At 69.8% G+C, this 22,595-nt stretch carries 22 protein-coding genes; 2 read left to right on the top strand and 20 right to left on the bottom strand.

Translation table 11 applies throughout. The features are described from left to right. Nucleotides 1-16: 16 nt before the first annotated feature. The 4 genes from F0P95_RS06815 to F0P95_RS06800 all read right to left on the bottom strand — a co-directional run bounded on the left by F0P95_RS06815 (nt 17) and on the right by F0P95_RS06800 (nt 2,904). A complete protein-coding gene (locus F0P95_RS06815) occupies nt 17-382 on the bottom strand; it encodes a cupin domain-containing protein (protein ID WP_182336215.1) in 366 nt (121 codons plus the stop codon). A gap of 62 nt (nt 383-444) precedes the next feature. After that, nucleotides 445-999, bottom strand: a complete 555-nt coding sequence (locus tag F0P95_RS06810) for a hypothetical protein (protein ID WP_182336214.1) — start codon at nt 997-999, stop codon at nt 445-447. A 310-nt stretch (nt 1,000-1,309) separates the two neighbouring features. After that, entirely contained in the window at nt 1,310-1,723 is a 414-nt protein-coding gene (locus tag F0P95_RS06805) for a VanZ family protein (RefSeq protein WP_182336212.1), read from the bottom strand. Then, entirely contained in the window at nt 1,720-2,904 is a 1,185-nt protein-coding gene (locus tag F0P95_RS06800; protein WP_182336210.1) for a class I SAM-dependent methyltransferase, read from the bottom strand. Before F0P95_RS06800 ends, F0P95_RS06805 begins: the two co-directional genes overlap by 4 nt. 54 nt (nt 2,905-2,958) lie before the next feature. On the opposite strand from F0P95_RS06800, the gene F0P95_RS06795 reads away from it, so the two are divergent. After that, nucleotides 2,959-3,696: a pteridine reductase gene (locus F0P95_RS06795; RefSeq protein ID WP_182336208.1), complete on the top strand. Its 738-nt coding sequence runs from the start codon at nt 2,959-2,961 to the stop codon at nt 3,694-3,696. Between the two features lie 92 nt (nt 3,697-3,788). On the opposite strand, the gene folK is transcribed toward F0P95_RS06795, so the two are convergent. The 13 genes from folK to F0P95_RS06730 all read right to left on the bottom strand — a co-directional run bounded on the left by folK (nt 3,789) and on the right by F0P95_RS06730 (nt 17,219). Beyond that, a complete protein-coding gene (folK, locus tag F0P95_RS06790; protein ID WP_182336206.1) occupies nt 3,789-4,277 on the bottom strand; it encodes a 2-amino-4-hydroxy-6-hydroxymethyldihydropteridine diphosphokinase in 489 nt (162 codons plus the stop codon). A 121-nt stretch (nt 4,278-4,398) separates the two neighbouring features. Continuing rightward, entirely contained in the window at nt 4,399-5,919 is a 1,521-nt protein-coding gene (locus tag F0P95_RS06785; protein WP_182336204.1) for a hybrid sensor histidine kinase/response regulator, read from the bottom strand. Nucleotides 5,920-5,925: 6 nt separating this feature from the next. Next, complete coding sequence (locus F0P95_RS06780; protein WP_054662938.1) at nt 5,926-6,366, bottom strand: response regulator; 441 nt, start codon at nt 6,364-6,366, stop codon at nt 5,926-5,928. Nucleotides 6,367-6,377: 11 nt separating this feature from the next. Further along, nucleotides 6,378-8,183 (bottom strand): sensor histidine kinase, encoded by a 1,806-nt coding sequence (locus F0P95_RS06775; RefSeq protein WP_182336202.1) that lies wholly within the window; start codon nt 8,181-8,183, stop codon nt 6,378-6,380. A 193-nt stretch (nt 8,184-8,376) separates the two neighbouring features. Next, complete coding sequence (locus F0P95_RS06770; protein WP_182336201.1) at nt 8,377-8,724, bottom strand: BON domain-containing protein; 348 nt, start codon at nt 8,722-8,724, stop codon at nt 8,377-8,379. Nucleotides 8,725-8,742: 18 nt separating this feature from the next. Continuing rightward, on the bottom strand, nt 8,743-9,657 hold the full coding sequence (gene gnd, locus F0P95_RS06765; RefSeq protein WP_182336199.1) for a phosphogluconate dehydrogenase (NAD(+)-dependent, decarboxylating): 915 nt from the start codon (nt 9,655-9,657) through the stop codon (nt 8,743-8,745). Further along, nucleotides 9,642-10,928 carry a hypothetical protein gene (locus F0P95_RS06760; RefSeq protein ID WP_425515917.1) on the bottom strand — a complete coding sequence of 429 codons (1,287 nt, stop codon included), beginning with the start codon at nt 10,926-10,928 and terminating at the stop codon, nt 9,642-9,644. The genes gnd and F0P95_RS06760 overlap by 16 nt, the downstream gene beginning before the upstream one ends. Continuing rightward, nucleotides 10,925-11,470 carry a DUF2242 domain-containing protein gene (locus tag F0P95_RS06755; RefSeq protein ID WP_182336197.1) on the bottom strand — a complete coding sequence of 182 codons (546 nt, stop codon included), beginning with the start codon at nt 11,468-11,470 and terminating at the stop codon, nt 10,925-10,927. Before F0P95_RS06755 ends, F0P95_RS06760 begins: the two co-directional genes overlap by 4 nt. A gap of 95 nt (nt 11,471-11,565) precedes the next feature. Next, nucleotides 11,566-13,740 carry a carboxy terminal-processing peptidase gene (locus F0P95_RS06750; protein ID WP_182336195.1) on the bottom strand — a complete coding sequence of 725 codons (2,175 nt, stop codon included), beginning with the start codon at nt 13,738-13,740 and terminating at the stop codon, nt 11,566-11,568. A 385-nt stretch (nt 13,741-14,125) separates the two neighbouring features. Then, the gene (gene lipA / locus F0P95_RS06745) at nt 14,126-15,133 is read right to left on the bottom strand and encodes a lipoyl synthase (protein WP_182336193.1); all 1,008 of its coding nucleotides are present in this window, start codon (nt 15,131-15,133) and stop codon (nt 14,126-14,128) included. Between the two features lie 15 nt (nt 15,134-15,148). Further along, nucleotides 15,149-15,853, bottom strand: coding sequence for a lipoyl(octanoyl) transferase LipB (gene lipB, locus F0P95_RS06740; RefSeq protein ID WP_182336191.1), 705 nt, complete (start codon nt 15,851-15,853; stop codon nt 15,149-15,151). Then, nucleotides 15,841-16,119: a DUF493 family protein gene (locus tag F0P95_RS06735; protein ID WP_182336190.1), complete on the bottom strand. Its 279-nt coding sequence runs from the start codon at nt 16,117-16,119 to the stop codon at nt 15,841-15,843. Before F0P95_RS06735 ends, lipB begins: the two co-directional genes overlap by 13 nt. A 146-nt stretch (nt 16,120-16,265) precedes the next feature. Further along, nucleotides 16,266-17,219: a CsgG/HfaB family protein gene (locus F0P95_RS06730; RefSeq protein ID WP_182336853.1), complete on the bottom strand. Its 954-nt coding sequence runs from the start codon at nt 17,217-17,219 to the stop codon at nt 16,266-16,268. A 304-nt stretch (nt 17,220-17,523) separates the two neighbouring features. On the opposite strand from F0P95_RS06730, the gene F0P95_RS06725 reads away from it, so the two are divergent. Then, entirely contained in the window at nt 17,524-18,582 is a 1,059-nt protein-coding gene (locus F0P95_RS06725; RefSeq protein ID WP_182336188.1) for a lipid A deacylase LpxR family protein, read from the top strand. A 72-nt stretch (nt 18,583-18,654) separates the two neighbouring features. Here the strand turns inward: F0P95_RS06725 and F0P95_RS06720 are convergent, their stop codons facing one another. The 3 genes from F0P95_RS06720 to mltB form a co-directional block, all read right to left on the bottom strand. Next, nucleotides 18,655-19,854, bottom strand: coding sequence for a D-alanyl-D-alanine carboxypeptidase family protein (locus tag F0P95_RS06720; protein WP_182336186.1), 1,200 nt, complete (start codon nt 19,852-19,854; stop codon nt 18,655-18,657). Between the two features lie 116 nt (nt 19,855-19,970). After that, nucleotides 19,971-21,182: a septal ring lytic transglycosylase RlpA family protein gene (locus F0P95_RS06715; protein WP_182336185.1), complete on the bottom strand. Its 1,212-nt coding sequence runs from the start codon at nt 21,180-21,182 to the stop codon at nt 19,971-19,973. Next, nucleotides 21,179-22,315, bottom strand: a complete 1,137-nt coding sequence (gene mltB / locus F0P95_RS06710) for a lytic murein transglycosylase B (protein ID WP_182336182.1) — start codon at nt 22,313-22,315, stop codon at nt 21,179-21,181. Before mltB ends, F0P95_RS06715 begins: the two co-directional genes overlap by 4 nt. Between the last annotated feature and the right edge of the window lie 280 nt (nt 22,316-22,595).

Below are 22,595 nucleotides of genomic sequence, written 5' to 3'. Positions count from 1 at the left end.
GGCAGCTGCGCCCGCGTTACACCCAGACGTCGTTCGGTGCGGTGTAGGCGCCGCCGGCGTCGCCGGTGTTGACCACCCCGCGCGGCTCCACCAGCATGATGCTGCATTCGCGGGACGCCACCGGGCGGTGCTCCACGCCCTTGGGCACCACGTACATTTCGCCGGCGGCAAGCGCGACGGACCGGTCCCTGAACTCGATCACCATCTCGCCGGCCAGCACGATGAACACCTCATCGGTGTCCGCATGCGAATGCCAGACGAACTCACCCAGCACCTTGGCGAGCTTGAACTGGTAGTCGTTCATCTCCGCGATGACCCGGGGCGACCAATGCTCCGAGAACCGGGCCAGCTTTTCCTGCAGGTTGATGGCGGTATCCGACATGTGCTTTCAAAGCCTGGGTTGAGTTGTGCCGCAAAGCGAGGGTCGCAGGGACGAACCAAGATCTATCGCGACCGCTCGGAGACCACGGGAGCATGGGCACTGAGTACATGAGTGACCGCGTTCTCCGCGTACACGATATGGTGCTGCAAGCTCCCAGGCCCAATATCGCGCGCTAATTCCAGCTGCTCCCCCATTTCCTTCATGTAGGCGCTGGAAGACTCCCGGAACAAGAAGGACCCCACCTTCTCGGCCCCTTCCGAGACCTCATCGAACATCTCTGGCACGGTCTTGAATGCACCGACCTCCCCGAAATGCACTGAAAAGCGGGGCGACTCAGGTTTGACTACAAGGGGAAGGCCGATAAATTCATCCTGCTCACCACGCACGAGTTGCGCGAGATGAAGGACGAGCAATTCCCCATCGTGCTCTAATTTTTCGAGCCAGTAATAGCTATACATGCTTCCCCATGCCTTAGTTGGACCGCGCCGTGACGCCACATCGGCCTGAAGTGTTCGCCGTACGCCCGTTGGTAGACGCGGCCAGCAGGCGCTGATGCGGCGATGATCCTGATACCGAAAGAGATCGCGCAAGATCTGCACGATTACAGCGATCGGCACTCCGCACTCCGTGAAAGACGCGCGCTCGGAAGATGGAGGGCGAAGAACTTCTCCCCCGCCCCTGATGTGCATCACTGGTGCGCAGGCGTACCGTGTTGCCCTGCATGGACGGTATCACCCTGGCCGTACGCTCTCAACGCAGGTGGCGGACTCCGGAAAGCGGGGACATTTCCGGCAGAAGCCGGCCAGCACCTTCCCGAAAAAACACGTGGAGGCAGCGGCAGCAGCGAAGTCGCCTTCCTGCCACCTCGAACTGCCGGCAACCCTCAGGAAGCGCCGTCTACCTGCTCCTGCGCATGGAGGCGCGCTTTTACTGCTTCCGCTCGGCGTCGCGGCGCGGCTGCAGCCGCAGCAGCAGGTCACGCAGCGGGGTGAATGCCGTTGCCAGTCCCACCGCCACGCCGACGGTATTGGCCAGCGCGTCGAACGGGTCGGCACTGCGGGTGTCAGTCAGCGCGCCCTGTGCGAATTCGATGCACACGCCCATCGCCACCAGCGCCAGGCCCACGGCCGCCAGCGCGCGGCCGCGGCGGAACAGCTGCACCGCGCTGGCCGCGAGCAGAAAATAGGCGATGAGGTGTTCGGCCTTGTCGCCGTTCTCGGGCAGCGGCGGCAACGGTGGCGGCGGAAGCAGGCACACCGCGACCACGCCCAGCACCGCCAGCACCCACAGCCCGATCCAGAACGGCAGGTGGCGCAGCGGCTTGAACAACGGGCCGCTCACAGGCGCCAGGTCAGGTCGCCCATCGCGAACGCCGCCGACAGGTCGACGTCGCGACTGAAGCCCATCACCTGGAAGCGCTCGCCCATTTCGGTGGGCAGGGTCAGGCGCTTGAACTGTTCGCGCAGGCGCACGCGCCCGACCTCGTCGGTGCGCTCATCGGCGTCCTCGAGCAGGGCGGTGATGCCGTTGCCGAACAGGAAGCCGGCCTGGTGGCAGTAGCCGGCCAGGTCGAAGCCGGCGCCGGTGCCGGCCTCGGCCAGTGCGGTGAAATCCACCGACGCGGTGATGTCCTGCAGGCCCGGCCAGCGGTAGACGTCGTTGTGCACGCGGTGGCGGTAGAACGCACGCACGGTGCCGTCGCGGCGGTCGTCCTGGTAGAACTCGGCGCGGGTGTAGCCATAGTCGACGAACAGCATGGCGCCGCGGCGCAGGCCGCCGGCCACCGCCTGGATCCAGTACGGCAGCTGCGGCAGCAGTTCCGAGCGGTAACCGTCGGCGAACGGGCGCTCCAAGTAGCGCTCCACGTGGCGCACCGCGGCCGACAGCAGCATGTCCGCCGGCTGCGCACCGCGTACGAAGTGGCCCTCGCCGTCGAGCTCGACGGTTTCCTCGTAGACCTCGCCCTGGTCGATGAGGAAGCGCGGCGTGGGCAGCGCGTCGATCACCTCGTTGGCGAACAGCACGCCGTCCCATGCGTCCTCGAACGGGCGGTCCAGCCATTCCACGCGGGCGAAGACCGCCGGGTCGAGCGCGTCCTGCAGGCGCTGGTGCTGGCGCTGGCGCAGGTCGGCGCTGGGTTCGAGGATGGCGTAGCGCGCCGGCAGGGCGTCCAGTTCGGCCAGGCGCCCGAGCGCGGCCTCGGCGAACGCGCCGCTGCCGCCGCCCAGTTCCAGCACGCGCGCCTGTGCACCGAGCCCGCGCAATGCCGGCGCCAGCGCGTTGGCGGTGGCCGCGGCGAACAGCGTGCCCATTTCCGGTGCAGTGACGAAGTCGCCGGCAGCGCCGAACTTGCTGGCGCCGGCGCTGTAATAGCCCCAGCCCGGCGCATACAGCACCAGCTCCATGAACCGCGAGAACGGCATCGCGCCGCCCTGGGCGAGGATCTCCGCGCGCAGGTGCGCGGCCAGCTGCTCGCTGTGGGCCAGTGCGTCGGATTCGGGCAGGGGCAGGTCGGAATGCATGGGACGGCGGTTTGCGGAGACAATGCACAGGATAGCCGAGCGAGGAAAACGCAGATGACGGATCCGCAACGGGTGGCCTTGGTGACGGGCAGCGCGCGCCGTATCGGCGCGGTCATCGCCCGCCACCTGCACGCCCATGGTTACCGGCTGGCGCTGCACGCGCACCAGTCGGGCGAGGAGCTGCAGGCGCTGGCCTTCGACCTGGAGAGCGAGCGCCCGGGCAGCGTGCTGGCGGTACAGGCCGACCTGCGCGACCCGCAGGCGCTGCCGGAGCTGGTCGAGGAGGTGGTGGCGCATTTCGGCCGGCTCGATGCGCTGGTCAACAATGCCTCCAATTTCTTCCCCACCCCGTTCGGCCAGGTCCAGGTCGAGCAGTGGGACGAGCTGTTCGCGGTCAACGCGCGGGCGCCGTTCTTCCTGGCCCAGGCCGCCGCCGGGCACCTGCGCCGGCAGCGCGGGGCCATCGTCAACCTGACCGACCTGCATGCCAGCCAGCCGCTGCGCGACCACCCGGCCTATTCAGCGGCCAAGGCCGCGCTGGAAATGACCACGCGCTCGCTGGCGCTGGAACTGGCCCCGCACGTGCGGGTGAACGCGGTGGCGCCCGGCGCGATCCTGTGGCCGGAACAGGGCAAGAGCGAAGCCGCCAAGCAGAAGCTGCTGGAGCGCACGCCGCTGGCGCGTACCGGCACCCCGCACGAGATCGCCGCGGCGGTGCGCTGGCTGCTCGACGATGCCGGCTACATCACCGGGCAGACGCTGCGGCTCGATGGCGGGCGTACGCTGACCTGAGCCAGGGGGCGGCGGGCGGCCGGGATGGCATCAGCGCGCGGCGCCGCTCCGGGCCGCGGCGACATGCCGGGTCGGACGCCGTGGCGCCAGTTTCAGTCCGCCAGTTCGACGGTATCGAACACGTCGCCATGCTGCGGGTGCGCCTGCCACATCTGCCGCAGGCTGAGGCCACGGACCGGGTCGATGAACTCCGGGGCGATGTCGGCCAGCGGCTTGAGCACGAAGGCGTGCCTGAGCTCGGGCCGGGGGATGCGCAGGTGCCCGGGACCTTCCACCACCAGGTCGCCGTAGTACACCACGTCGATGTCCAGGGTGCGGTCGCTGAAACGCGGCCCGCTGCGGTCGCGGCCGTTCGCATCCTCGACCGCATGCAGCCAGTCGTCCAGTTCCACCAGCGGCAGGCCGGTGTCCAGCATCACCGCGTTGTTGAGGAAATCGGGGCCGTCGAAGCCCACCGCCGGCGTGCGGTAGGCCGGGGAGACGGTGATCTGCCCGAAACGCCCGCGCAGCGCCTGCACCGCCACCTGCAGGTGATGTTGCGGGCGCACGTTGCTGCCCAGGCTCAGTAGGACGGTCGTCATCGGGGGGAGGCGCGGCGTGCCGCCGCGCGGTCGCAATCGGGATGCACATGATAGGGCCTGTGCCGGGCCATCAGTACCCGGCAACCCGGCGCCAGCACCTTCCGCGTGCGTTGCCGGCGCCTCAGCCGGTGCCCAGCGCGTCGGCCACGACCCGGAACACGCGCTGCATCTCCAGCGGGCGCGGCAGCACGTGCACGCTGATTCCCGTCGGCGCCATGCCGTCGGCAAACGCTTCGTCGCGGTTCTCTTCCAGCACGATGGCCGGCCCGCGGTACCCCATGCCGTGCATCTCGGTGAGCAGTTGCCCGGCGGACAGCAGCGGGATGCCGCTGTCGACCAGCACCGCGTCCGGCATGCCGGCCTCCTGCAGGTGGCGCATCGCCGCGGCGCCGTCCGCGGCCAGCCGCAGCCGGTACCCCTGGCTGGCCAGTGCGTTGCCCAGCAGCGACAGGCGCGTGGCTTCGTCGTCCACCACCAGTATCCGCCGGCCGCGACCGGCCGGGACCACCGGCTTGTCGCCGTCTTCGGGTTCCACCACCGCGCCATGCAGCGGCAGCAGCAGGTCGAAGCAGGTGCCCTCGCCCGGGCGGCTGGACACCGAGATCGTGCCGTCCAGGCTCTCGACGATGCGCTTGCACGACACCAGCCCCAGCCCGGTGCCGCTGGCCTTGGTGGTGAAGAACGGGCTGAACAACCGCTCCAGGGTCGCCTCGTCCATGCCGATGCCCTGGTCCTGCACGCGGATGCACAGGCGCTCGCCGCCGGTGGTGGCCACGCGTTCGGCGACCAGGCTCAGGCGGCCGCCGTCGGGCATGGCCTGGATCGCGTTGAGCGCCAGGTTCAGCAGCACCTGCTGCAGCTCGGTGTAATTGCCCTCCACCGCCATGTGCTCGTCGCCCACGTCCAGGTGCAGGTCGATATTGCCCGGCAGGCTGCTCTTGAGCAGCATCCCCACCGCCTGGAACAGCCGCTGCAGCACGATGCGCTCGCTGGGCAGGCGCGAACCGCGCACGAACGACAGCATCGACTCGACCATCTCGTGGCCGCGCCGCCCGCATTCGGCGATGACGTCGGCCAGCCGCACCACCTTGGGGTCGTCGCTGCGGTCGCGGATCAGGTCCGGCACGATCAGCAGCGGCTGCAGGATGTTGCGCAGGTCGTGGCTGAGGCCGGCCGCCAGCAGCGCCAGGCTTTCCAGCCGCTGCGCGCGCATCAGTTCGTCCTCGACCCGCAGCCGCTCCATCTCGCGCCGCGCCTCGCGGATGGCGCGCGCCACCGCCGAGGGCAGCCGCGCCGGGTGGTGCTTGATGATGTAGTCGTTGGCGCCTTCGTGCAGCGCCTGTACCGCGGTCTCCTCGCCCATCGTCCCGGAGACGAAGATGAAGGGCACCTGCGGGTGCGTCTCGCGCAGGATGCGCAGCGCCTGGTAGCCGGAGAAGCCCGGCATGCTCAGGTCCGAGAGCACGATGTCCGGCGTCCACCGCGCCAGCAGCGCGCGCATCCCGGCGTCGCTGTCGACCCGCTCGAAGCTGCATTCCAGCCCGGCTTCGAGCATCTGGTCGCACAGCAGTTCCGCGTCCTCGGCCGAGTCCTCGACCAGCAGGATGCGCAATGGCCCCAACGGCGTCCCTTTGTTGGGCATCTGCGCTTACTCCAGCTCCGGGGCCTGGTTGATGACCGCCCAGAAGGTGCCGAGCGTCTTGACCGCGTTGAAGAACTGGTCGACGTCCACCGGCTTGACCACGTAGGCGTTGACGCCCAGGTCCCAGCTGCGCGCCAGGTCGCTTTCCTCGCGCGAGGACGACAGGATCACCACCGGCAGGCGCTTGAGTTCGTCCTCGGCGCGGATGCGCTGCAGCACCTCCAGCCCGTCCATGCGCGGCATCTTGATGTCCAGCAGCAGTACCGCCGGCAGGCCTTCCTCGCGGTTGGCGTACGCCCCGCGGCGCATCAGGAAATCCAGCGTCTCCACGCCGTCTTCCACGTGCACGATCGGATTGGCCAGGCGCGCGTCGCGCAGCGCGTCGATCGCCATTTCGGCGTCGGCCGGGCTGTCTTCGGCAATGAGGATGGTACGCAGGGGACTCATTCGGGTGGACCTCAGCTGTGCGCGTCGGGCGCAGGGGGGGGAAGGATGAAATGGAAGGTGGCGCCCTGGTCGACCTGGGCCTCGGCCCAGATGCGGCCGCCGTGGCGGGTGAGCACGCGACGCACGCTGGCCAGGCCGATGCCCGTGCCGGGATAGTCGCTGGCCTTGTGCAGGCGCTGGAACACGCCGAACAGCTTGCCCGCGTACTGCATGTCGAAGCCGGTGCCGTTGTCGCGCACCGTGAACTGGTGGCTGCCGTCGGGCAACTGCTGCGCGGACACCTCGATCAGCGCATGCTCGCGGCCGCCGGTGTACTTGACCGCGTTGCCGAGCAGGTTCAGCCACACCTGGCGCATCATGTTCTCGTCGGCCACCAGCACCGGCAGCGGGCCGATGTTCCACTGCACGTCGCGCACAGCGCCATCGACGCCGGCTTCGGCGCGCAGGTTGGAATCCAGCAGCGCGCGCGTGTCGGCGACCAGCGACTGCATGTCCACTGGCTGCAGGCGCATCGCGCCGCGGCCCAGCCGCGAATAGACCAGCAGGTCGTCGATCAGCGCCGCCATGCGCCGCGCCGAGTCGCCGATCACCTGCAGGTAGTGGCGCGCGCGTTCGTCCGCATCCTCGCCCAGGTGCCGCGCCAGCTTGTCGGAGAAGCCGGCCACGTGCCGCAGCGGCGCGCGCAGGTCGTGCGATACCGAATAGCTGAACGCCTCCAGCTCGCGGTTGACCTCGGCCATCTGCTCGACCTTGCCTTCCAGCTGCCGGTTCAGCTCCTCGACGCGCAGCTGCACGGCGCGCTGCAGGGTGACGTCGCTGACCGTCATCAGCACCACTTCGTCGTCGCTGTCGGGCAGCGGCATGCGCCGGGCATTGACCAGCATGATCCGCACCAGGCCATCGACACCGCGCTGTTCGTGCTCGTAGTCCCACAGCTCGCGGCCACGCAGCAGCACGTCGGCCAGGCGCTGGTGGAAGATGGGATCGGCCCAGGCGCCTTCGCCGACCGACTGCAGCGGCTGGCCGTTGACGTCGCGGCCCTGGACGCCGTAGAGCTCGGCGAAGGCGGCGTTGTGCAGCACGATGCGCTGCTCGGCATCGAGCAGCACGATCGGCTCGCGCACCGTCTGCAGCACCGCCCCGGCGCGGGCGCTGGCCTGCAGCAGGCGCTGCTCGGCGCGGTTGCGGCGGCCGATCTGCCGCTTCAGCAGCCACAGCACCAGCCCCAGCAGCAGCAGCTGCGCGGCCAGGGTGCTCCAGGTGACCAGGGTGGACAGGCGCTGCTGCCGCTGCGCCGCCGCCACGCGCTTGGTCAGCAGCTGCTCTTCGTGATGCTGCAGTTCCACGACGATGTCGCGGATCGGATAGCTGAAGGTCATCTCTTCGATCAGCTGGCGCTGGCGCGGCGAATCGACGCTTTCGGCGATCTGCTTGGACAGCGCCATGCGCCGCTCCAGCATGGAGGTGATGCGGCCGATGCGCACCAGTTGCTCCGGGCTGTCGCTGACCAGGCTGGAGAGCTCGCCCAGCGTCTGCCCGATATAGTCGGCGCGCCGCAGGCGTTGCCGCAGCGCATCGGATTCCACGCCCTTGGACATGGTCAGCGCGGCCGACTCCACGTCGCGGATATCGGCCTGCAGCACGTACAGCCGGGTGCTTACCGCCTGGGTATGCGCCACCCAGTTGGCCGCATTGACGCTGTCGCGCGAAAGCTGCAGCAGCAACAACGAAGGCACCACGACGATCAGCAGCGCGGCCAGTCCCAGGCCGGCGAAGCGCCAGCGGTCCCAGCCCTCGTCGGTGAATCGATAAGCCATCCTCATTCCTCAGCCTGTGGCCGGTACCAGAACCGGGATGCGCATGAACGGTTTCCCAGGGACGCCAGGCCGTTGGCAGGCAGCGCCAAGGGAGCGGCTCCACTACGAGGGGAGCCGGCCGAGTGCATGCAAACCGGTATGCAAGCATTGCATGATTCGCCGCCGGAGTGAACGCGGCGCAGGGGGGCCGCCGTCACGGATACGGCGCTGTCCCGGCAACCTGCAATGCCTGCGCCTCCACGCCGCGCACGCCCCATACCCGAGTGGCCAGTTCAACCACACGGTCGCGGGTGATCGGGCTGTCGACCGATCCTTCCAGGGTGACCATGCCTGCAGCGGTAGCGACGCGCACGTCGGCATGGCCGTCGCGCTGCAGCGGCACCAGCGCGGCACGGATGCGGGTGGTGATCCAGGCGTCGTCCGGCTGCTCCGGAGCCGCTGCCTGTGGCGGCTCCGGCGGCACCTGGGCGCGCAGTGGCGGCGCCGCCACGCCGCACAGGCATCCGCCCAGCAGGATCCATGCATGCCAGGGATTCTTCATCGCCCCGTCCCTCCGTATTCATTCGCCATCGTTGGCCGCCTTCACCGCATGCCCGCCGAACCCGCTGCGCATCTGCGCCAGCATCCGGTCGGCGAAGGAGTTGGCTTCGCGCGAGCGCAGGCGCTCCAGCAGCGAGAGCGTGATCACCGGCGCCGACACGTCCAGTTCGATCGCCTCGCTGACCGTCCAGCGGCCTTCGCCGGAATCCTGCACATAGGGCGCGATGCCTTCCAGCCGCGGGTTGTCCCGCAGCGCGTCGGTGGCCAGGTCCAGCAGCCATGAACGCACCACGCTGCCATGCCGCCACACTTCGGCCACCTGCGCCAGGTCCAGCGCGAACGCCTGTTTCTTCTGCATCAGCGCGAAGCCCTCGGCGTAGGCCTGCATCATTCCGTACTCGATGCCGTTGTGGACCATCTTGCAGAAGTGCCCGGCACCGACCGGCCCCATGTGCGCCCAGCCGCGATCCGCCGCCGGCGCCAGCACCTGCAGCGCCGGCTTCAGGCGCGCCATCGCACCCGGCTCGCCGCCCAGCATCAGGCAGTAGCCTTCCTCCAGGCCCCAGACGCCGCCGCTGGTGCCGCAGTCGATGAACGCCACCTGCGCCTGGTGGCAGCGCTGCGCGTGCCGCAGCGAATCCCGGTACCAGGAGTTGCCGCCATCCACGACCAGGTCGCCGGGCGCCAGCAGTGGCAGCACCTGCTCCAGCAGCGGCTCGACCGCCGCCGCCGGCACCATCAGCCACACCGCGCGCGGCGCCGGCATCGCCTGCACCAGCGCCTCCAGCGAGGTGGCCGTGGCCACGCCGGCGCTGGCCATGCGTTCGCGTGCCGCCTGCCCGGGATCGAAGCCGGTCACGCGGATGCCGCCACGGTGCAGGCGCTGGGCCATGTTGGCGCCCATGCGCCCCAGCCCGATCATGCCCAGTTCCATGTTCCACCTCGTTCGTCGATGTAAGCGGTTGCCCCCGCACAATCGCGCAGCTGCGCCTGCAGCCAGCGGCGGAACAGCGTGGTGTGCAGATTGTGCAGGGCCAGGTCGATGGCGTACGGCGTGCGCGGATTGCGGTCGAGCAGGCGCGCGATGTGATAGCCCAGCGGGCGGATGCCCCTGGGGTGCACGTAGAGCATCAGCCCGGCATAGACCGGGTCGGCGAGCAGCGCGTCCATCTGCGCCAGCAACGGGCGCTGCGCCGGCGGCAGCGCCTCGCGCAGCGCCGGGTCGCGTTCGTGCAGCAGCCGCTCGAAGTAGCGCCCGCCGCTGGCCGGCATCTGCCGCGACAGTTCCCACAGGCGCCGGTTGAGCGCGTCGTAGTGGGCGAAGCCGCCATGTCGCGCCAGCGCGTCGGCGGCCTGCGCGCTGACATCGGTGATGATGAAGTTCTCGGCCTGGTTGTTGATGTCGTCCAGGTACTGCCGGTCGAATACGTGCTCGATGAAGCCGGGCACGCCCATGAACGCCTGCCGGCCCAGGCGCGCGCTGCGCACCGCCTTGCCGTCGGCGAAGAACTCGCCGGCCTGGCTGCCCAGCAGGATGCTGGGGGTGTCGTGCAGGGTGAGGAAGGTGCCGATCGACAACTCGCCCGGCGCGAACTCGCGGTCGAAGCCGGCATCGCCGTACAGCTCGCGCTGCGTGGCCAGCTGCGCGACCTGGCGGCCGACGCCGCATTCCGAACGCACCCGCCCGCTGTAGAACGCCTCCAGCGCGACCGCATTGGAGGCGACCGGCCGGTAGCCGCGGCCAAAGCTGCGGAAGCGCTGCCAGCCCTGTGAACGCGCGCCGCGTGCGCCGAACCCGATCCACCCCAGCTGCAGCGCGGAGAAGCGGTAGCCGCGATTGTCCTGCAGGCGCGTGGCGGCGCGGCGCGCGGCCTCGCCCAGTTCGAACGCGTAGGCGCACAGGGTCGCGGGGTGCTCGAGCAGCTCGCGCTGCAGGCGCTCGCGCGGGACGCCTGCGTAGCCGCGCGGCACCTGCACCTGCAGGTCGCCGTGCCGTCGCGCATCCTCCAGCGAGGCACGGCGGCAGGGCTCGCCCCCGTGTACCAGCGGCGCGGGCACGTCGCTTTCGCGTATCTGCCAGCCCAGCCGCTGCAGCAGCGGCAGCACGCAGGCGGCGCCATCGGCGGCCGTCACCGGCGGCGCCAGGCCCAGCAGCGCCAGCGCGCATCCGCACAACCAGGCCGGGATGCGACGGGCACGCCTCACCGCGCGGCGTCCCCTGGAGCCGCCGGGGCCAGGTACTGCTGCAGGCGCTCGAAGAAATGACGGTAGAACACCGGGTCCTGCACCGTGCTGCTGGCCACCCGCACCAGCGAATCGTCGTTGCCGCCGAACGGCAGCGATACCGAACCCAGCGCGCCGACCCCGACGCTGGCCGACGTCGGCGACTTCTTCAGTGCGTAGCGGTCCTGCACGGCGCTGGCGAACACCTGCGCGCGGCCGTTGCCGTGCGCCGCACAGGACACCCGCAGCACCAGCTGCTCGTGCAGTTCTTCCCGGGGCTGGAAATTCTTGTTGGCCTCGACGCTGTCGGCACCGGCGCGGGTGATCGCGTAGCCCTGCCCCAGCAGCGCACGGCGCGCGGCTTCGCAGGCCTGCGCCGGCGACGCGTCGATGTCGCGGGTATAGGTATCGCCGGAGTCGAACGACTCGCGCAGCAGCGGGGTGTCGGCGGCACGGCCGCCACAACCGCCCAGAGCGGCGCAGCAGGCCAGGGCCAGCAGTACCCGTGAACGATGCCTGTGCATGGCGCCTCCACATGCCGGAAGGCCATCAGCATAACGCCGCCAGCGTGCAGGCACGCTGACGGCGCATTGAACGCGCGGACGCTGTCGGCCCGCGCTCAGTCGGCCCAGCGGCCGGGGCCGCTGGACTGCGGCAGCACCTGCGCCGACAGCGGCCGGTCCTTCTCCAGCAGGTTCACCGCATCGGCCAGGATCGACGCCGATTCCTTGAGCAGCGGATCGGGGCGCTTCTCGGCGGCCTTCTCGCGCGCGGCATCCTTGACGATGTCGCGCTCGTTGCCGGTCAGGCCGTCGTCGCTGCCGTCGTCGGCCAGCGGGTCCAGCGGCAGGCCCAGTTCCTTGCGCACTTCCTGGCGCTGCCTGCGCTGGGCGTCCTGCTTGTCGCGCTCGGCGCGGCGCTCGGCCTCGTTGAGCGATACGTACTTCTTCGCCGCCTCGGTGCGGAACTGCTGCACGTCCTCTTCCCACCACCTGAACTCGCGGTCGCCACGGATGCGCGCGGCATGGCGCGTCTCCAGCTTCGGCAGGATCGGCGCGAAGTTGCCGTACTGGGTGTGCGGCACCGCGGCGATGCGGGTCCAGGGCAGCGCGTTGTCGTAGGTGCTCTCGCCGAACTCGCTGGCATCGACGCTGGCCGGGAACGCCAGGTCGGGCACCACGCCCTTGTGCTGGGTGGACGAGCCGCTGACGCGGAAGAACTGGGCGATGGTCAGCTTGACCTGGCCGAAGCGTTCCTTCTCGCTGGCCGGCCAGCGGTCCAGCGGCACCACGTTCTGCACGGTGCCCTTGCCGAAGGTGGTCTCGCCGATCACCAGGCCGCGGCCATAGTCCTGGATGGCGCCAGCGAAGATCTCCGAGGCCGAGGCCGAACCGCGGTTGATCAGTACCGCCAGCGGCCCGTCCCATGCCACGGCCGGGTTGCGGTCGCTGTTGACGATGACCCGGCCGCCGGATTCGCGCACCTGCACCACCGGTCCCTGTTCGATGAACAGGCCGGTCAGTTCGATCGCCTCGTCCAGCGAACCACCGCCGTTGTTGCGCAGGTCCAGCACCACGCCGTCGAGCTTGTCGGCCTTGAAGCCGGCCAGCAGGCGCGCCACGTCGCGGGTGGCAGAGGCATAGTCGGTGGCGTTGCGGCGGCGGCCCTCGAAATCCTGGTAGAAGGTCGGCAGCTTGACGATGCCGATGCGGCGCGCAGGCTCGCCTGCGGCGCCGGGAATGGCCATGGTCTCGCCCTTGGCGGCCTGCTCGGCCAGGCGCACCTTCTGCCGGGTCAGGGTCACCATGCGGTGCTTGCCGTCCAGGCCTTCGGCGGCGGGGATGAACTCCAGCCGCACCTGGGTGTCCTTGGCGCCGCGGATCTTGGCCACCACGTCGTCGATGCGCCAGCCGATCACGTCCTCGAGCGGGCCCGAGCGGCCCTGGCCGACGCCGACGATGCGGTCGCCCGGCTTGAGCGTGCCGTCCACCGAGGCCGGGCCGCCGGCGATGATCTCGCGGATCACCACCACGTCGTCCTGGCGCTGCAGCTGCGCGCCGATGCCTTCCAGCGACAGCGACATGGCCTGGTTGAAGTTCTCGGCCGTGCGCGGGGTGAAGTAATCGGTGTGCGGATCGACCGCGCGGGTGTAGGCGTTCATGAAGAAGGAGAACACGTCCTCCCCCTTCACCTCGTTGACCGACTTGAGCAGCGTGGCGTAACGCTTGTCCAGGGTCTTGCGGATGTCGGCGGCCGGCTTGCCGGCCAGCCGCAGACGCAGCCAGTCGTTCTTCACCGACTTGCGCCACAGTTCGTCCAGCTCGGCGCTGGTCGCCCACGGCACGTCCTTGCGGTCGTAATCGAAGCGCTCGTTGGTGGTGAAATCCGGCTCCTGCCGCAGCAGCCGCCGCGCATGGGCCACGCGTTCGCCGACGCGCTGGCGGTAGACCGCGAACACCTCGAACGCCGGGTCGAGTTCACCGCTGCGGATCGCGTTGCCGGTCCGTTCGGCCAGCGGCGCGAAGCGCTCCACGTCGTCCCGGGTGAAGAACTGCTTGCCACTGTCCAGCGACTCCAGGTAGCGCTTGAACACATCCTGCGAGGTCGCCGCGTCCAGCGGGCGCGGGCGGTAGGCGTAGCGGCTGTCGGACAGCAGCCCGTAGACCAGCTTGGAGGTGGTCGCCTGGTCGACCGTCGCGGTGGACGGCAGCGCCGAGGTGTCGGCGCGCGCCAGCAGCGCGGCCGGCGCGGTCAGCGCGAAAGCCAGCAGGAAAGCGGGTACTCGGTAGTTCATCAAAATACTCGTGGCACCGGGCGGTGGAATGAGACTGCGGATGACTCGGACAACGGGACAGTGCCGGAAGTTGCAGCGCTTGTCATCCGGACCGCCCACAGCCTAGCGGCCCGACCGTAGCGCAACGTGAACCGTGCCGGCGCCCCGCCGAGCCGGCCAGCCCGGCGACGGGCGCGGTGGTCATTCCAGCCGGGGCACCCGGGGTGCCTGGCGATCGCCCGGCGGCAGGGGCGAGGCTCCCGGGCCTGCGGGCAGCCGGGGCGGCGGAACGGGAAAAGCAGGCCCGGGCCACGCTGCCGGGCAGCACGCCGTGCGTCCTGGCGCTGGCGCTGCGCCACCCTGCAGGCGGTGCGGACACGGGCTCGCGGGGTGCGGCGAAGGCGCGTCAGCCGACCCCGGCGCCGGCGGCCTGGCGGTCGGCGTGGTAGGACGAGCGCACCATCGGCCCGGACGCCACGTGGTGGAAACCCAGCGCGTAGCCGTAGTCTTCCAGCGCCTTGTATTCGTCCGGCGTCCAGTAGCGCAGCACCGGGTGGTGGTGCGGGGTCGGCTGCAGGTACTGGCCGATGGTGACCATTTCCACGTCGTGCGCGCGCAGGTCGCGCAGGGTGGCCTGCACCTGCTCCAGGGTTTCGCCCAGGCCGAGCATGATGCCGGACTTGGTGGGCACGCCCGGATGCTGCGCCTTGAACTGCTGCAGCAGGGTCAGCGACCACTGGTAGTCCGCGCCCGGACGCACGTTGCGGTACAGGTCCGGCACGGTCTCGATGTTGTGGTTGAACACGTCCGGCGGATTGGCCGCAAGGATCTCCAGCGCGCGCTCCATGCGTCCCTTGCCACGGAAGTCCGGGGTCAGGATCTCGATCCGGGTACCCGGGCTGAACTCGCGGATGGCGCTGATGCAATCGACGAAATGGCCGGCGCCGCCATCGCGCAGGTCGTCGCGGTCCACGCTGGTGACCACCACGTACTTCAGGCCCATGTCCTTGACCGTCTGCGCCAGGTGCAGCGGCTCGGCGGCGTCCGGCGGCTTGGGCCGGCCGTGGGCGACGTCGCAGAACGAGCAGCGGCGGGTGCAGACCTCGCCGAGGATCATGAACGTGGCGGTGCCATGGCCGAAGCATTCGTGGATGTTCGGGCAGCTGGCCTCCTCGCACACCGTCACCAGCCGGTTCTCGCGCAGCTTGGCCTTGAGCTGCTGGACGGCGTTGCCGGACGGGATGCGCACGCGGATCCACGACGGCTTGCGCAGCACCGGGGCATCGGCGAACTGCACCGGCGAACGGTTGATCTTGTCGCCACCGAGCTGTTTGGCGCCGGCCTGCAGCGGCGCGGACGGGGTGTCGCCCTGCAGGACCTGCAGGGGGATGGAGCGGCTGGTGGATTCGTTCATGGCGTTCCGGCGGCGTCAGGGCCGCATGGTCAGGTCGGGCAGTCCGGGATCGTCGCGCAGGTCCAGCCCGAACTGCCGGGCCAGATGGGACAGCAGCACCGGCTTGACCGCCGCGATGCCCGAAGGACCGCCCAAGTCTAGCACCGAGGTCACCTGCATCCCGGCGTAACCGCAGGGATTGATGCGATGGAAGGGCTCCAGGTCAAGGCTGACGTTGAAAGCCAGCCCGTGGAAACTGCAGCCGCGGCGCACGCGGATGCCGAGCGCGGCGATCTTGGCGCCGCCGACATACACCCCCGGCGCGCCCTCCAGGCGTTCGGCGACGATGTTCCACTCGTCCAGGGTATCGATGATCGCCTGCTCGATGCGGCACACGTAGTCGCGCACGCCGATGCCCAGCCGGCGCAGGTCCAGCAGCGGATAGACCACGATCTGGCCGGGGCCGTGGTAGGTCACCTGGCCGCCGCGGTCCACGTGCAGCACCGGGATGTCGCCCGGCGCGAGCACGTGCTCGTCCTTGCCGGCCTGGCCCAGGGTGAACACCGGATCGTGCTCGACCACCCACAGTTCGTCGGTGGTGGCGTCGTCGCGGGCGTCGGTGAAACGCTGCATCGCGTGCCAGACCGGTGCGTAGGCCTGGCGACCGAGGTCGCGCAGCGTCGCCGCGCGGACCTTGCCACCGCCCACCGCCGCGGCCGCGCAGGCGCCTACAGCGTCCACTTCACTTCCGGATGGTTGCGCAGGGCCACGTGCGCGGCGTCGTACTGCTCGCGGCTGTCGGCCTTGAAGGCGATGCGCACGGACACGTACTTGCCGTTGGACGAATGCTTCCAGCTGATGCGCTCGCTGAGCACATCCAGACCCGCCTGCAGCAGCAGCTGCGGCAGTTCATGCTCCAGCCCGATGTTGGCCGCGCCCATGGCGCTCAACTCGAAGGTGCCGGGAAACTGGAAGCCGTGTTCGGGGTTGTCGGACTTGATTTCCATGCCCGCCATTATCGGGGCGCGGACCGGCAAACCCAAGGTCCGGGAACGCGGAAGGGCCGCTGCGGGCGGCCCTTCCATGGAAAGCTGCGTTGTCGCCGCGCGGCCGGGGCCGGGCGGACGCCGGCACCGGTGCGGGCGCGCCGCCCTTACTTGGACAGCTCCAGCAGGGTCGAGGAGACCCAGCCCTTGTTGCCCAGTTCATCCTCGACTTCCCACATCACGCCTTCCTTGTTGCCGGTCGGGTACAGCATCATGCCCGCGTCCAGCGAACGCACCGGCGCGCCGGTGCCCTTGGCGTTGGCCAGCAGGCGCCCCGGACGGGTCACCGTCACCGCCTGCTGGGCGTTGGCCGCCGAGGCGTTCTCCGGCAGGCCGCCGAGCTGGGCGACGATGTCGGTGTAGGCCTGCAGGTAGGCCATGGTGATGACCTGGCCGATTTCGGTGTTGGCATAACCGCCGACGCCGGCGGCACCGAAGCCGCTGCCGCCGAACAGGCCGCCGCCGGCGCCGAAGCCGATGTCGCTCTTGCGCGCCGAGCCCTCGGAGATCGCCACCTGCTCGGAGGAGCGCACGTCGGTCACGGTCAGCACCACGTCGGCGGTCTTGCTGCGGAAGTTCAGGCCGCCGACGATCGCGCCGGCCTTGCCGCCGATCAGTCCGCCCAGCAGGCCGCCGATGGCATTGCCGCCGGCGTTGCTGTTCTGCGACACCAGGTCGGGGATCATCACGTAGTCGGCGGCCTTGATCTGGCCCTTGCCGACGTTGGAACGGCCGCGCAGGTCGCCGCTGGCGGCCAGTTCACGCTCGAACTGGCCGGCGGCCATGCCGGCGCCGCGGTCCACCAGGGTGAAGCAGCGCGAGCGGCTGACGAACACCTTGATCAGCCGCGACGGTGCCGGCAGCTGCTGCCCGGTCCACCAGTTGGTGGCGTCTTCCGGCTCGATCACCGAGATGGTGCCGATCGGGCGCTGGCACACCGGGATCTGGGCGGCAGCCTGCTTGCGCTGCTCCTGGGCCTGGGTGCCGGTGTTCTTGAACGACGCCTGCGCCGGCTGGCTGGACACGACCGCGGCGACACCCACGGTCAGGGCAGCCGCCATCAGCGGCGAAAAGACATTACGCATAGTGTTGTATTCCCCGTTAACCTGCGCCGCGTGGCGGGCGCGTTCCTTTGGTCTGAAAACCCAGCGACTAGGGTCCTGGTCCTTGCAGGCAGCCAGTATGGCAAGCGCGGAGTGGTCGGCGGCGATGCTACCGCAGGGCCATGACGGTTTCCAACCTGCGCCCGTCACGGTTCGCGGCGCCAGCCGGCGATGCCGCAACGGTGTGATCCGCGATCGCCACTGCGCCCACGCGGGCCGCGCCGGTAAGCTGCGCGCACTCCCACGACCCGGATCCGAGTGCATGGACACCCGCCTCCGGCTGCCCCTGGCGCTGGCCCTGGCGCTCGCCGGCAGCCCCGCCTACGCCGCGGCCACGCCATCCGGCACCTGCAGCGGCAGCGCCCTGCACGACCACCCGCCCGCGGTCAATTTCCGCGTGGACAACGACCTGTTCGGCGGCGCCCACCAGGACCAGGGCTATACCAACGGCGCGATGCTGACCCTGGTCTCGCCGAACCTGGCCGACTACACCGGCGACCCCTGCCTGCCGGCGCCGGCGCGCTGGATCAACCGCCATCTGGAACGGCTGCAGCCGGGCGGTTTCGAGCAGCAGAACATGATCTTCAGCGTCGGCCAGGGGCTGTTCACCCCGACCGACAGCACCCGCACCGACCTGATCGCCGACGACCGCCCCTATGCCGGGGTGCTGCTGGTCAATTTCGGCTACAACGCGCGCACCGGCGACCGCCTGCGCACCACCCAGCTGGCGCTGGGCATGGTCGGTCCGTCGGCGCAGGGCAAGCAGGTACAGGATGCCGTGCACGGCGTGCTGGACGACGAGAAGTTCATGGGCTGGAAGAACCAGCTGCACGACGAACCGGTGCTGCGCCTGCTGCATGAACGGATGCGGCGCTGGCCGGCGAACAACCCCGCCGGCTGGGGCTGGGACGCGATCAGCCACTGGGGCGGCGCCCTCGGCAACCTGGCGACCTACGGCAACGCCGGCGGCGAAGTCCGCTTCGGTTGGCAGTTGCCCGACGATTTCGGCAGCTCGCCGCTGCGTCCGGCCGGCGAGAACACCGCGCCGACCCGTGGCGGCCGGCTGTCCGGCTGGTCCGGGCACCTGTTCGCGACCGCCGATGCGCGCTGGGTGCTGCGCGACATCACCCTGGACGGCAACACCTTCCGCGGCAGCCACCGCGTGGACAGGCGCGCGCTGGTCGGCGACATCGGCTACGGCGTGGCGCTGACCCGCGGCAAGTGGAAATTCGCGCTGGCCCGCTACCACCGCAGCCGCGAATTCGAGGGACAGACACAGCGCCCGGTGTTCGGCAGCTTCACCATCAGCCGCACACTGTGATCATGCAGGCCGGCAGCCGCCGGCGGCCGCCCATCAAAAAAGCCGGCTTGCGCCGGCTTTTTTTGGACAGGGTCAGGACTTCCACCACATCATGAAAGCGTCCCACAGGCGCTTGAAGAAGCCGCCTTCCTCCACTGCCTGCACCGCCACCAGCGGCGACTCGGCGACCACCTTGCCGTCCAGCGTCACCTTCACCGTGCCGATCTGCTGGCCGGCGGCGATCGGCGCGACGAGCTGCTTGGGCACGTCCATGCTGGGCTTGAGGTCGGCGTAGCGGCCGCGCGGCACGCTGACCAGCAGCGGCTGCGCCACCCCCAGCTGCACCTCGTCGGCGGCGCCCTTCCACACGTGCTGGGTGGTCACGGCCTTGCCGGTCTCGTACAGGCGGTGGGTCTCGAAGAAACGGAAGCCCCAGTTCAGCAGCGCCAGGCTGTCGTCGGCACGCTGCTTCTCCGACGCCCCGCCCATCAGCACCGCGATCAGGCGCTGGTCGCCGCGCTGCGCCGAGCTCAGCAGGCAGTAGCCGGCCGCCGAGGTATGCCCGGTCTTGATGCCGTCCACGCTGGCGTCGCGCCACAGCAGCAGGTTGCGGTTGGGCTGGGTGATGTTGCCTACGGTGAATTCCTTGATCTTGTTGTAGGCATAGGTTTCCGGGTAATCGCGCACGAAGGCGCGGCCCAGCAGCGCCAGGTCGTAGGCGCTGGACTGGTGGCCGTCCGCGGTCAGGCCGTGGGCGTTGACGAAGTGCGAGTCCTTCATGCCGATCTTGGCGGCATAGTTGTTCATCAACGCGGCGAACGCCTCCTGGCTGCCGGCGGCGTGCTCGGCCAGGGCGATGGCGGCGTCGTTGCCCGACTGGATCGCCATGCCCTTTTCCATGTCCTCCAGGCGCGCGGTCTGGTTGACCGGGAACCCGCTGTAGCTGCCATCGGTACCGGCGCCGCCCTCGCGCCAGGCGCGCTCGCTCATCATCACCTGGTCGTCGGGCTTGATCTTGCCGTTGCGGGTCTCGGCGGCCAGTACATAGGACGTCATCACCTTGGTGATGCTGGCCGGCGGCAGCGGCATGTGGATGTTCTCGCCGGCCAGCACCTGCCCGGAGGCGTAGTCCATCAGCACCCAGGCGGTGGAGGTGGACGGCGCCGGTGCGGGCGGGATCGCCACCTGGGCGGGGGCAGCGGCCGGGGCCGGGGCCGGGGTGGGCGTCTGGGCGGAGGCCAGGCCGATGGCGAACGTCGTGGCCATGGCGGCGGCGGCAAAGCGGAATTTCATCGGAAAACGGTTCCTGTCGGGACAAGGAATGGAAAACAGGCGGTCATTGTAGGACGTGGCGGCAGCATCGCACCGGCATCAGCGCCCATCGGCGTGGCTTCCATGCCGTACTGCGGTCAATCGCGGACGATCTGCGGCCTGCCGAAGCCCAGACCGGCGATGCGGCCGGCAAGTTCCGCCGCCTTGGCCACGTCGTCGGCGGGCACGCGCAGGCGCCACAGCGTGCGTCCGCCGCTGACCACGTCGCTGAGCGTGGCACCGGCGATGCCGGCCGCACTCAGTTGCCCCAGGGCGCGGGAGGCGTTGTCGCGACTGGAAAAGCTCGCCACCTGCAGCAGGATCGCGCCCAGCGCACGGGCCGCGGCGTCGGGCGCCGGGGCGGCCGCCAGCGGCGCGACGGCGACGGGCAGCGTCGAAGGCGACGGATCAGGGGCAGCCGGCAATGCCTGCACGGCCACCGCCTGCGCAGCCGGACCGGCGGCGTGGACTTCGGCCGGCCGCGGCGTCCGCGCCGCGCCGGGCGTGGCCGGCAACGCCTGCACCAGCTGGTCCATGCGACTGGGCGGTGGCGCGGCGGCGGTACCTGCCGCCGGTGCCGCGGCGCGCCCGCGTGCCGGGCGACGCGTCTCCCGCGAGGCCAGCAGGCTGTCGCTGCCCGGGGTCAACCCGCGCACCTCCACCCGGCCGGTGCCGCGCTGGGTGATGCCCAGCCGCACCGCCGCGGCATAGCTCAGGTCGATCACGCGGCCGTCGTGGAACGGGCCACGGTCGTTGACCCGCACGATCACCGACTCGCCGTTGTCCAGATTGGTGACACGGGCGAAGCTCGGCAGGGGCAGCGTCTTGTGCGCGGCGGTGAACTGGTACATGTCATAGACCTCGCGGTTGGAGGTCAGGCGCCCATGGAACTTGGCGCCGTAATAGGACGCGGTGCCCTGTTCGACGTAATCGTCGACCCGCTCCATCACCCGGTATTCCTTGCCCAGCACCACGTACGGCGAGCGGTTGCCGACGGTCGAACGCGGCTCGTCGCTGACCAACGGCTCGGGGATGCAGGCCACGTCAGGCACGTAGTCGGGGGTGGTGTCCTTGACGCCCGGGCGGTACAGGCCGCCGGCACTGTAGTTGCCGCGCGTGGTGGGGTCCTCCTGCGCCCTGGCGTAGGGCGAGCCCTCGGGGCAGTGCGACGGACGCCCGCCGTGGCCGTGCACCACGCTGCCGGGCGAGGCGCCATGGCCGGCGCCGCTGGACTTGGACCTGGGTGGCGCGCTGCTGCAGGCAGCCAGCCCGAGAACGATCAACGCAGGGACCAGCCACTTGCTGTTCATGCCGGAGGCAACTCCTGTCCGGCGATGGCCTGGGACAACTGGAACACGGCCATCGCGTACATCTTGGAAAGGTTGTAGCGGGTGATCGCGTAGTAGTTCTGGAAGCCCAGCCAGTACTGCTTGCCGTCGCTGCCTTCCAGGGTGATCGGGGTGGCGGTGGCGCCGGCCGCGCGCACCGGCACGACCGCGTGGTAGCCGCGCGCGGCCAGCGCGTCGATGCCCAGGGTCGGCGTCCAGTCCACGGGATTGAGTTCCTCGCGGCCCGCATCGAGCGTGGCCGGCACCGCGACGGTGCCGCCACGCACCCAGCCGCCCTTCTTCACGAAGTAATTGGCGATGGACGCGAACACGTCGTCGTAGCTGTTGAACAGGTCGCGGCGGCCGTCGCCGTCGCCATCCACGGCATAGTCCAGGTAGCTGGACGGCATGAACTGGCCCATGCCCATCGCGCCGGCATAACTGCCCTTGAGCGCGGCGATGTCCAGCTTCTCCTGCGCGGCCAGTTCGAACAGCTTGGCCAGCTCGTCGCGGAAGAACAGCTCGCGGCGCACCTCGCGCTCGAGCTTTTCCGGATCGCCGCTGCGCGGGTACTTGAACGCCAGCGTGTACAGCGCATCGAGCACGCGGTGGCTGCCGGTGTTGGCGCCATAGCTGGTCTCCACACCGATGATCGCCACGATCACCTCGGCCGGCACGCCGCTGCGCGCCTGCACGCGCTGCAGGGCGTCGCGGTGCGTGGCCAGGAACCTGCGTCCACCCTCGATGCGCGCCTGGCTGATGAACATCGGCCGGTACTCGTTCCACGGCTTGACCCGTTCGGCCGGGCGCGCCATGGCGGCGATGATCGGCTCTCGGATCTGCGCCTGCGCCAGCACCGACTCGATGTAGGCCGGGTCCAGGCGATAGCGGGCAGCGGTATCGCGTACGAAATTGGCGCGCGCGGTCTCGAACGGCACCGGGGTGAGGTCCACCGGCGGCAGGTCGGGCTTGCGCTCGGGGGCGGCTTCGGCCGGCGTACCGCCCGTGCCTATCGGTTTCCCCGCCGGGTGCGGAGCGGGAGCAGGCGCCTGGGGCTGGGTCGCGCAGGCGACCATGCCCAGGGTAAGACAGCAGACCAGAACACGTCGAATCATTAGCCGAGATTAACAGGTCATTGATGAATTTCCATCAATAACACCATGAATCGCAAAGAGATTGAAGTGCCAGGGATGAGCGCAGCGGAGGACACGCCACCACGTTGCAACGGCCGGGAAACTGAATGCGCAACGGCCGGGCAGTCCCCTGCGCGGACGCCAGAAAAAATCTGGGCACCGGCTGCACCCCCATCCCCGCGGGTGCAGCCGGTGCCCGGACCGGATTGCGACACAAGCCGGGCGTCTCCCCACGCCCGGCCTGCGGATCCCGGCCTTGCCG

The organism is Stenotrophomonas acidaminiphila (assembly GCF_014109845.1).
GTDB lineage: Bacteria > Pseudomonadota > Gammaproteobacteria > Xanthomonadales > Xanthomonadaceae > Stenotrophomonas > Stenotrophomonas acidaminiphila.
Note: the sequence above shows the minus strand (reverse complement) of the source record. Positions and strands in the feature narration are given on the sequence as shown.

Coding starts and splice junctions, on each gene's coding strand:
- F0P95_RS06815 (WP_182336215.1), bottom strand. CDS start 382: ATGTCGGATACCGCCATCAACCTGCAGGAAAAGCTGGCCCGGTTCTCG.
- F0P95_RS06800 (WP_182336210.1), bottom strand. CDS start 2,904: ATGCATTCCGACCTGCCCCTGCCCGAATCCGACGCACTGGCCCACAGC.
- F0P95_RS06795 (WP_182336208.1), top strand. CDS start 2,959: ATGACGGATCCGCAACGGGTGGCCTTGGTGACGGGCAGCGCGCGCCGT.
- folK (WP_182336206.1), bottom strand. CDS start 4,277: ATGACGACCGTCCTACTGAGCCTGGGCAGCAACGTGCGCCCGCAACAT.
- F0P95_RS06785 (WP_182336204.1), bottom strand. CDS start 5,919: ATGCCCAACAAAGGGACGCCGTTGGGGCCATTGCGCATCCTGCTGGTC.
- F0P95_RS06780 (WP_054662938.1), bottom strand. CDS start 6,366: ATGAGTCCCCTGCGTACCATCCTCATTGCCGAAGACAGCCCGGCCGAC.
- F0P95_RS06775 (WP_182336202.1), bottom strand. CDS start 8,183: ATGGCTTATCGATTCACCGACGAGGGCTGGGACCGCTGGCGCTTCGCC.
- F0P95_RS06770 (WP_182336201.1), bottom strand. CDS start 8,724: ATGAAGAATCCCTGGCATGCATGGATCCTGCTGGGCGGATGCCTGTGC.
- gnd (WP_182336199.1), bottom strand. CDS start 9,657: ATGGAACTGGGCATGATCGGGCTGGGGCGCATGGGCGCCAACATGGCC.
- F0P95_RS06755 (WP_182336197.1), bottom strand. CDS start 11,470: ATGCACAGGCATCGTTCACGGGTACTGCTGGCCCTGGCCTGCTGCGCC.
- F0P95_RS06750 (WP_182336195.1), bottom strand. CDS start 13,740: ATGAACTACCGAGTACCCGCTTTCCTGCTGGCTTTCGCGCTGACCGCG.
- lipA (WP_182336193.1), bottom strand. CDS start 15,133: ATGAACGAATCCACCAGCCGCTCCATCCCCCTGCAGGTCCTGCAGGGC.
- F0P95_RS06735 (WP_182336190.1), bottom strand. CDS start 16,119: ATGGAAATCAAGTCCGACAACCCCGAACACGGCTTCCAGTTTCCCGGC.
- F0P95_RS06730 (WP_182336853.1), bottom strand. CDS start 17,219: ATGGCGGCTGCCCTGACCGTGGGTGTCGCCGCGGTCGTGTCCAGCCAG.
- F0P95_RS06725 (WP_182336188.1), top strand. CDS start 17,524: ATGGACACCCGCCTCCGGCTGCCCCTGGCGCTGGCCCTGGCGCTCGCC.
- F0P95_RS06720 (WP_182336186.1), bottom strand. CDS start 19,854: ATGAAATTCCGCTTTGCCGCCGCCGCCATGGCCACGACGTTCGCCATC.
- F0P95_RS06715 (WP_182336185.1), bottom strand. CDS start 21,182: ATGAACAGCAAGTGGCTGGTCCCTGCGTTGATCGTTCTCGGGCTGGCT.
- mltB (WP_182336182.1), bottom strand. CDS start 22,315: ATGATTCGACGTGTTCTGGTCTGCTGTCTTACCCTGGGCATGGTCGCC.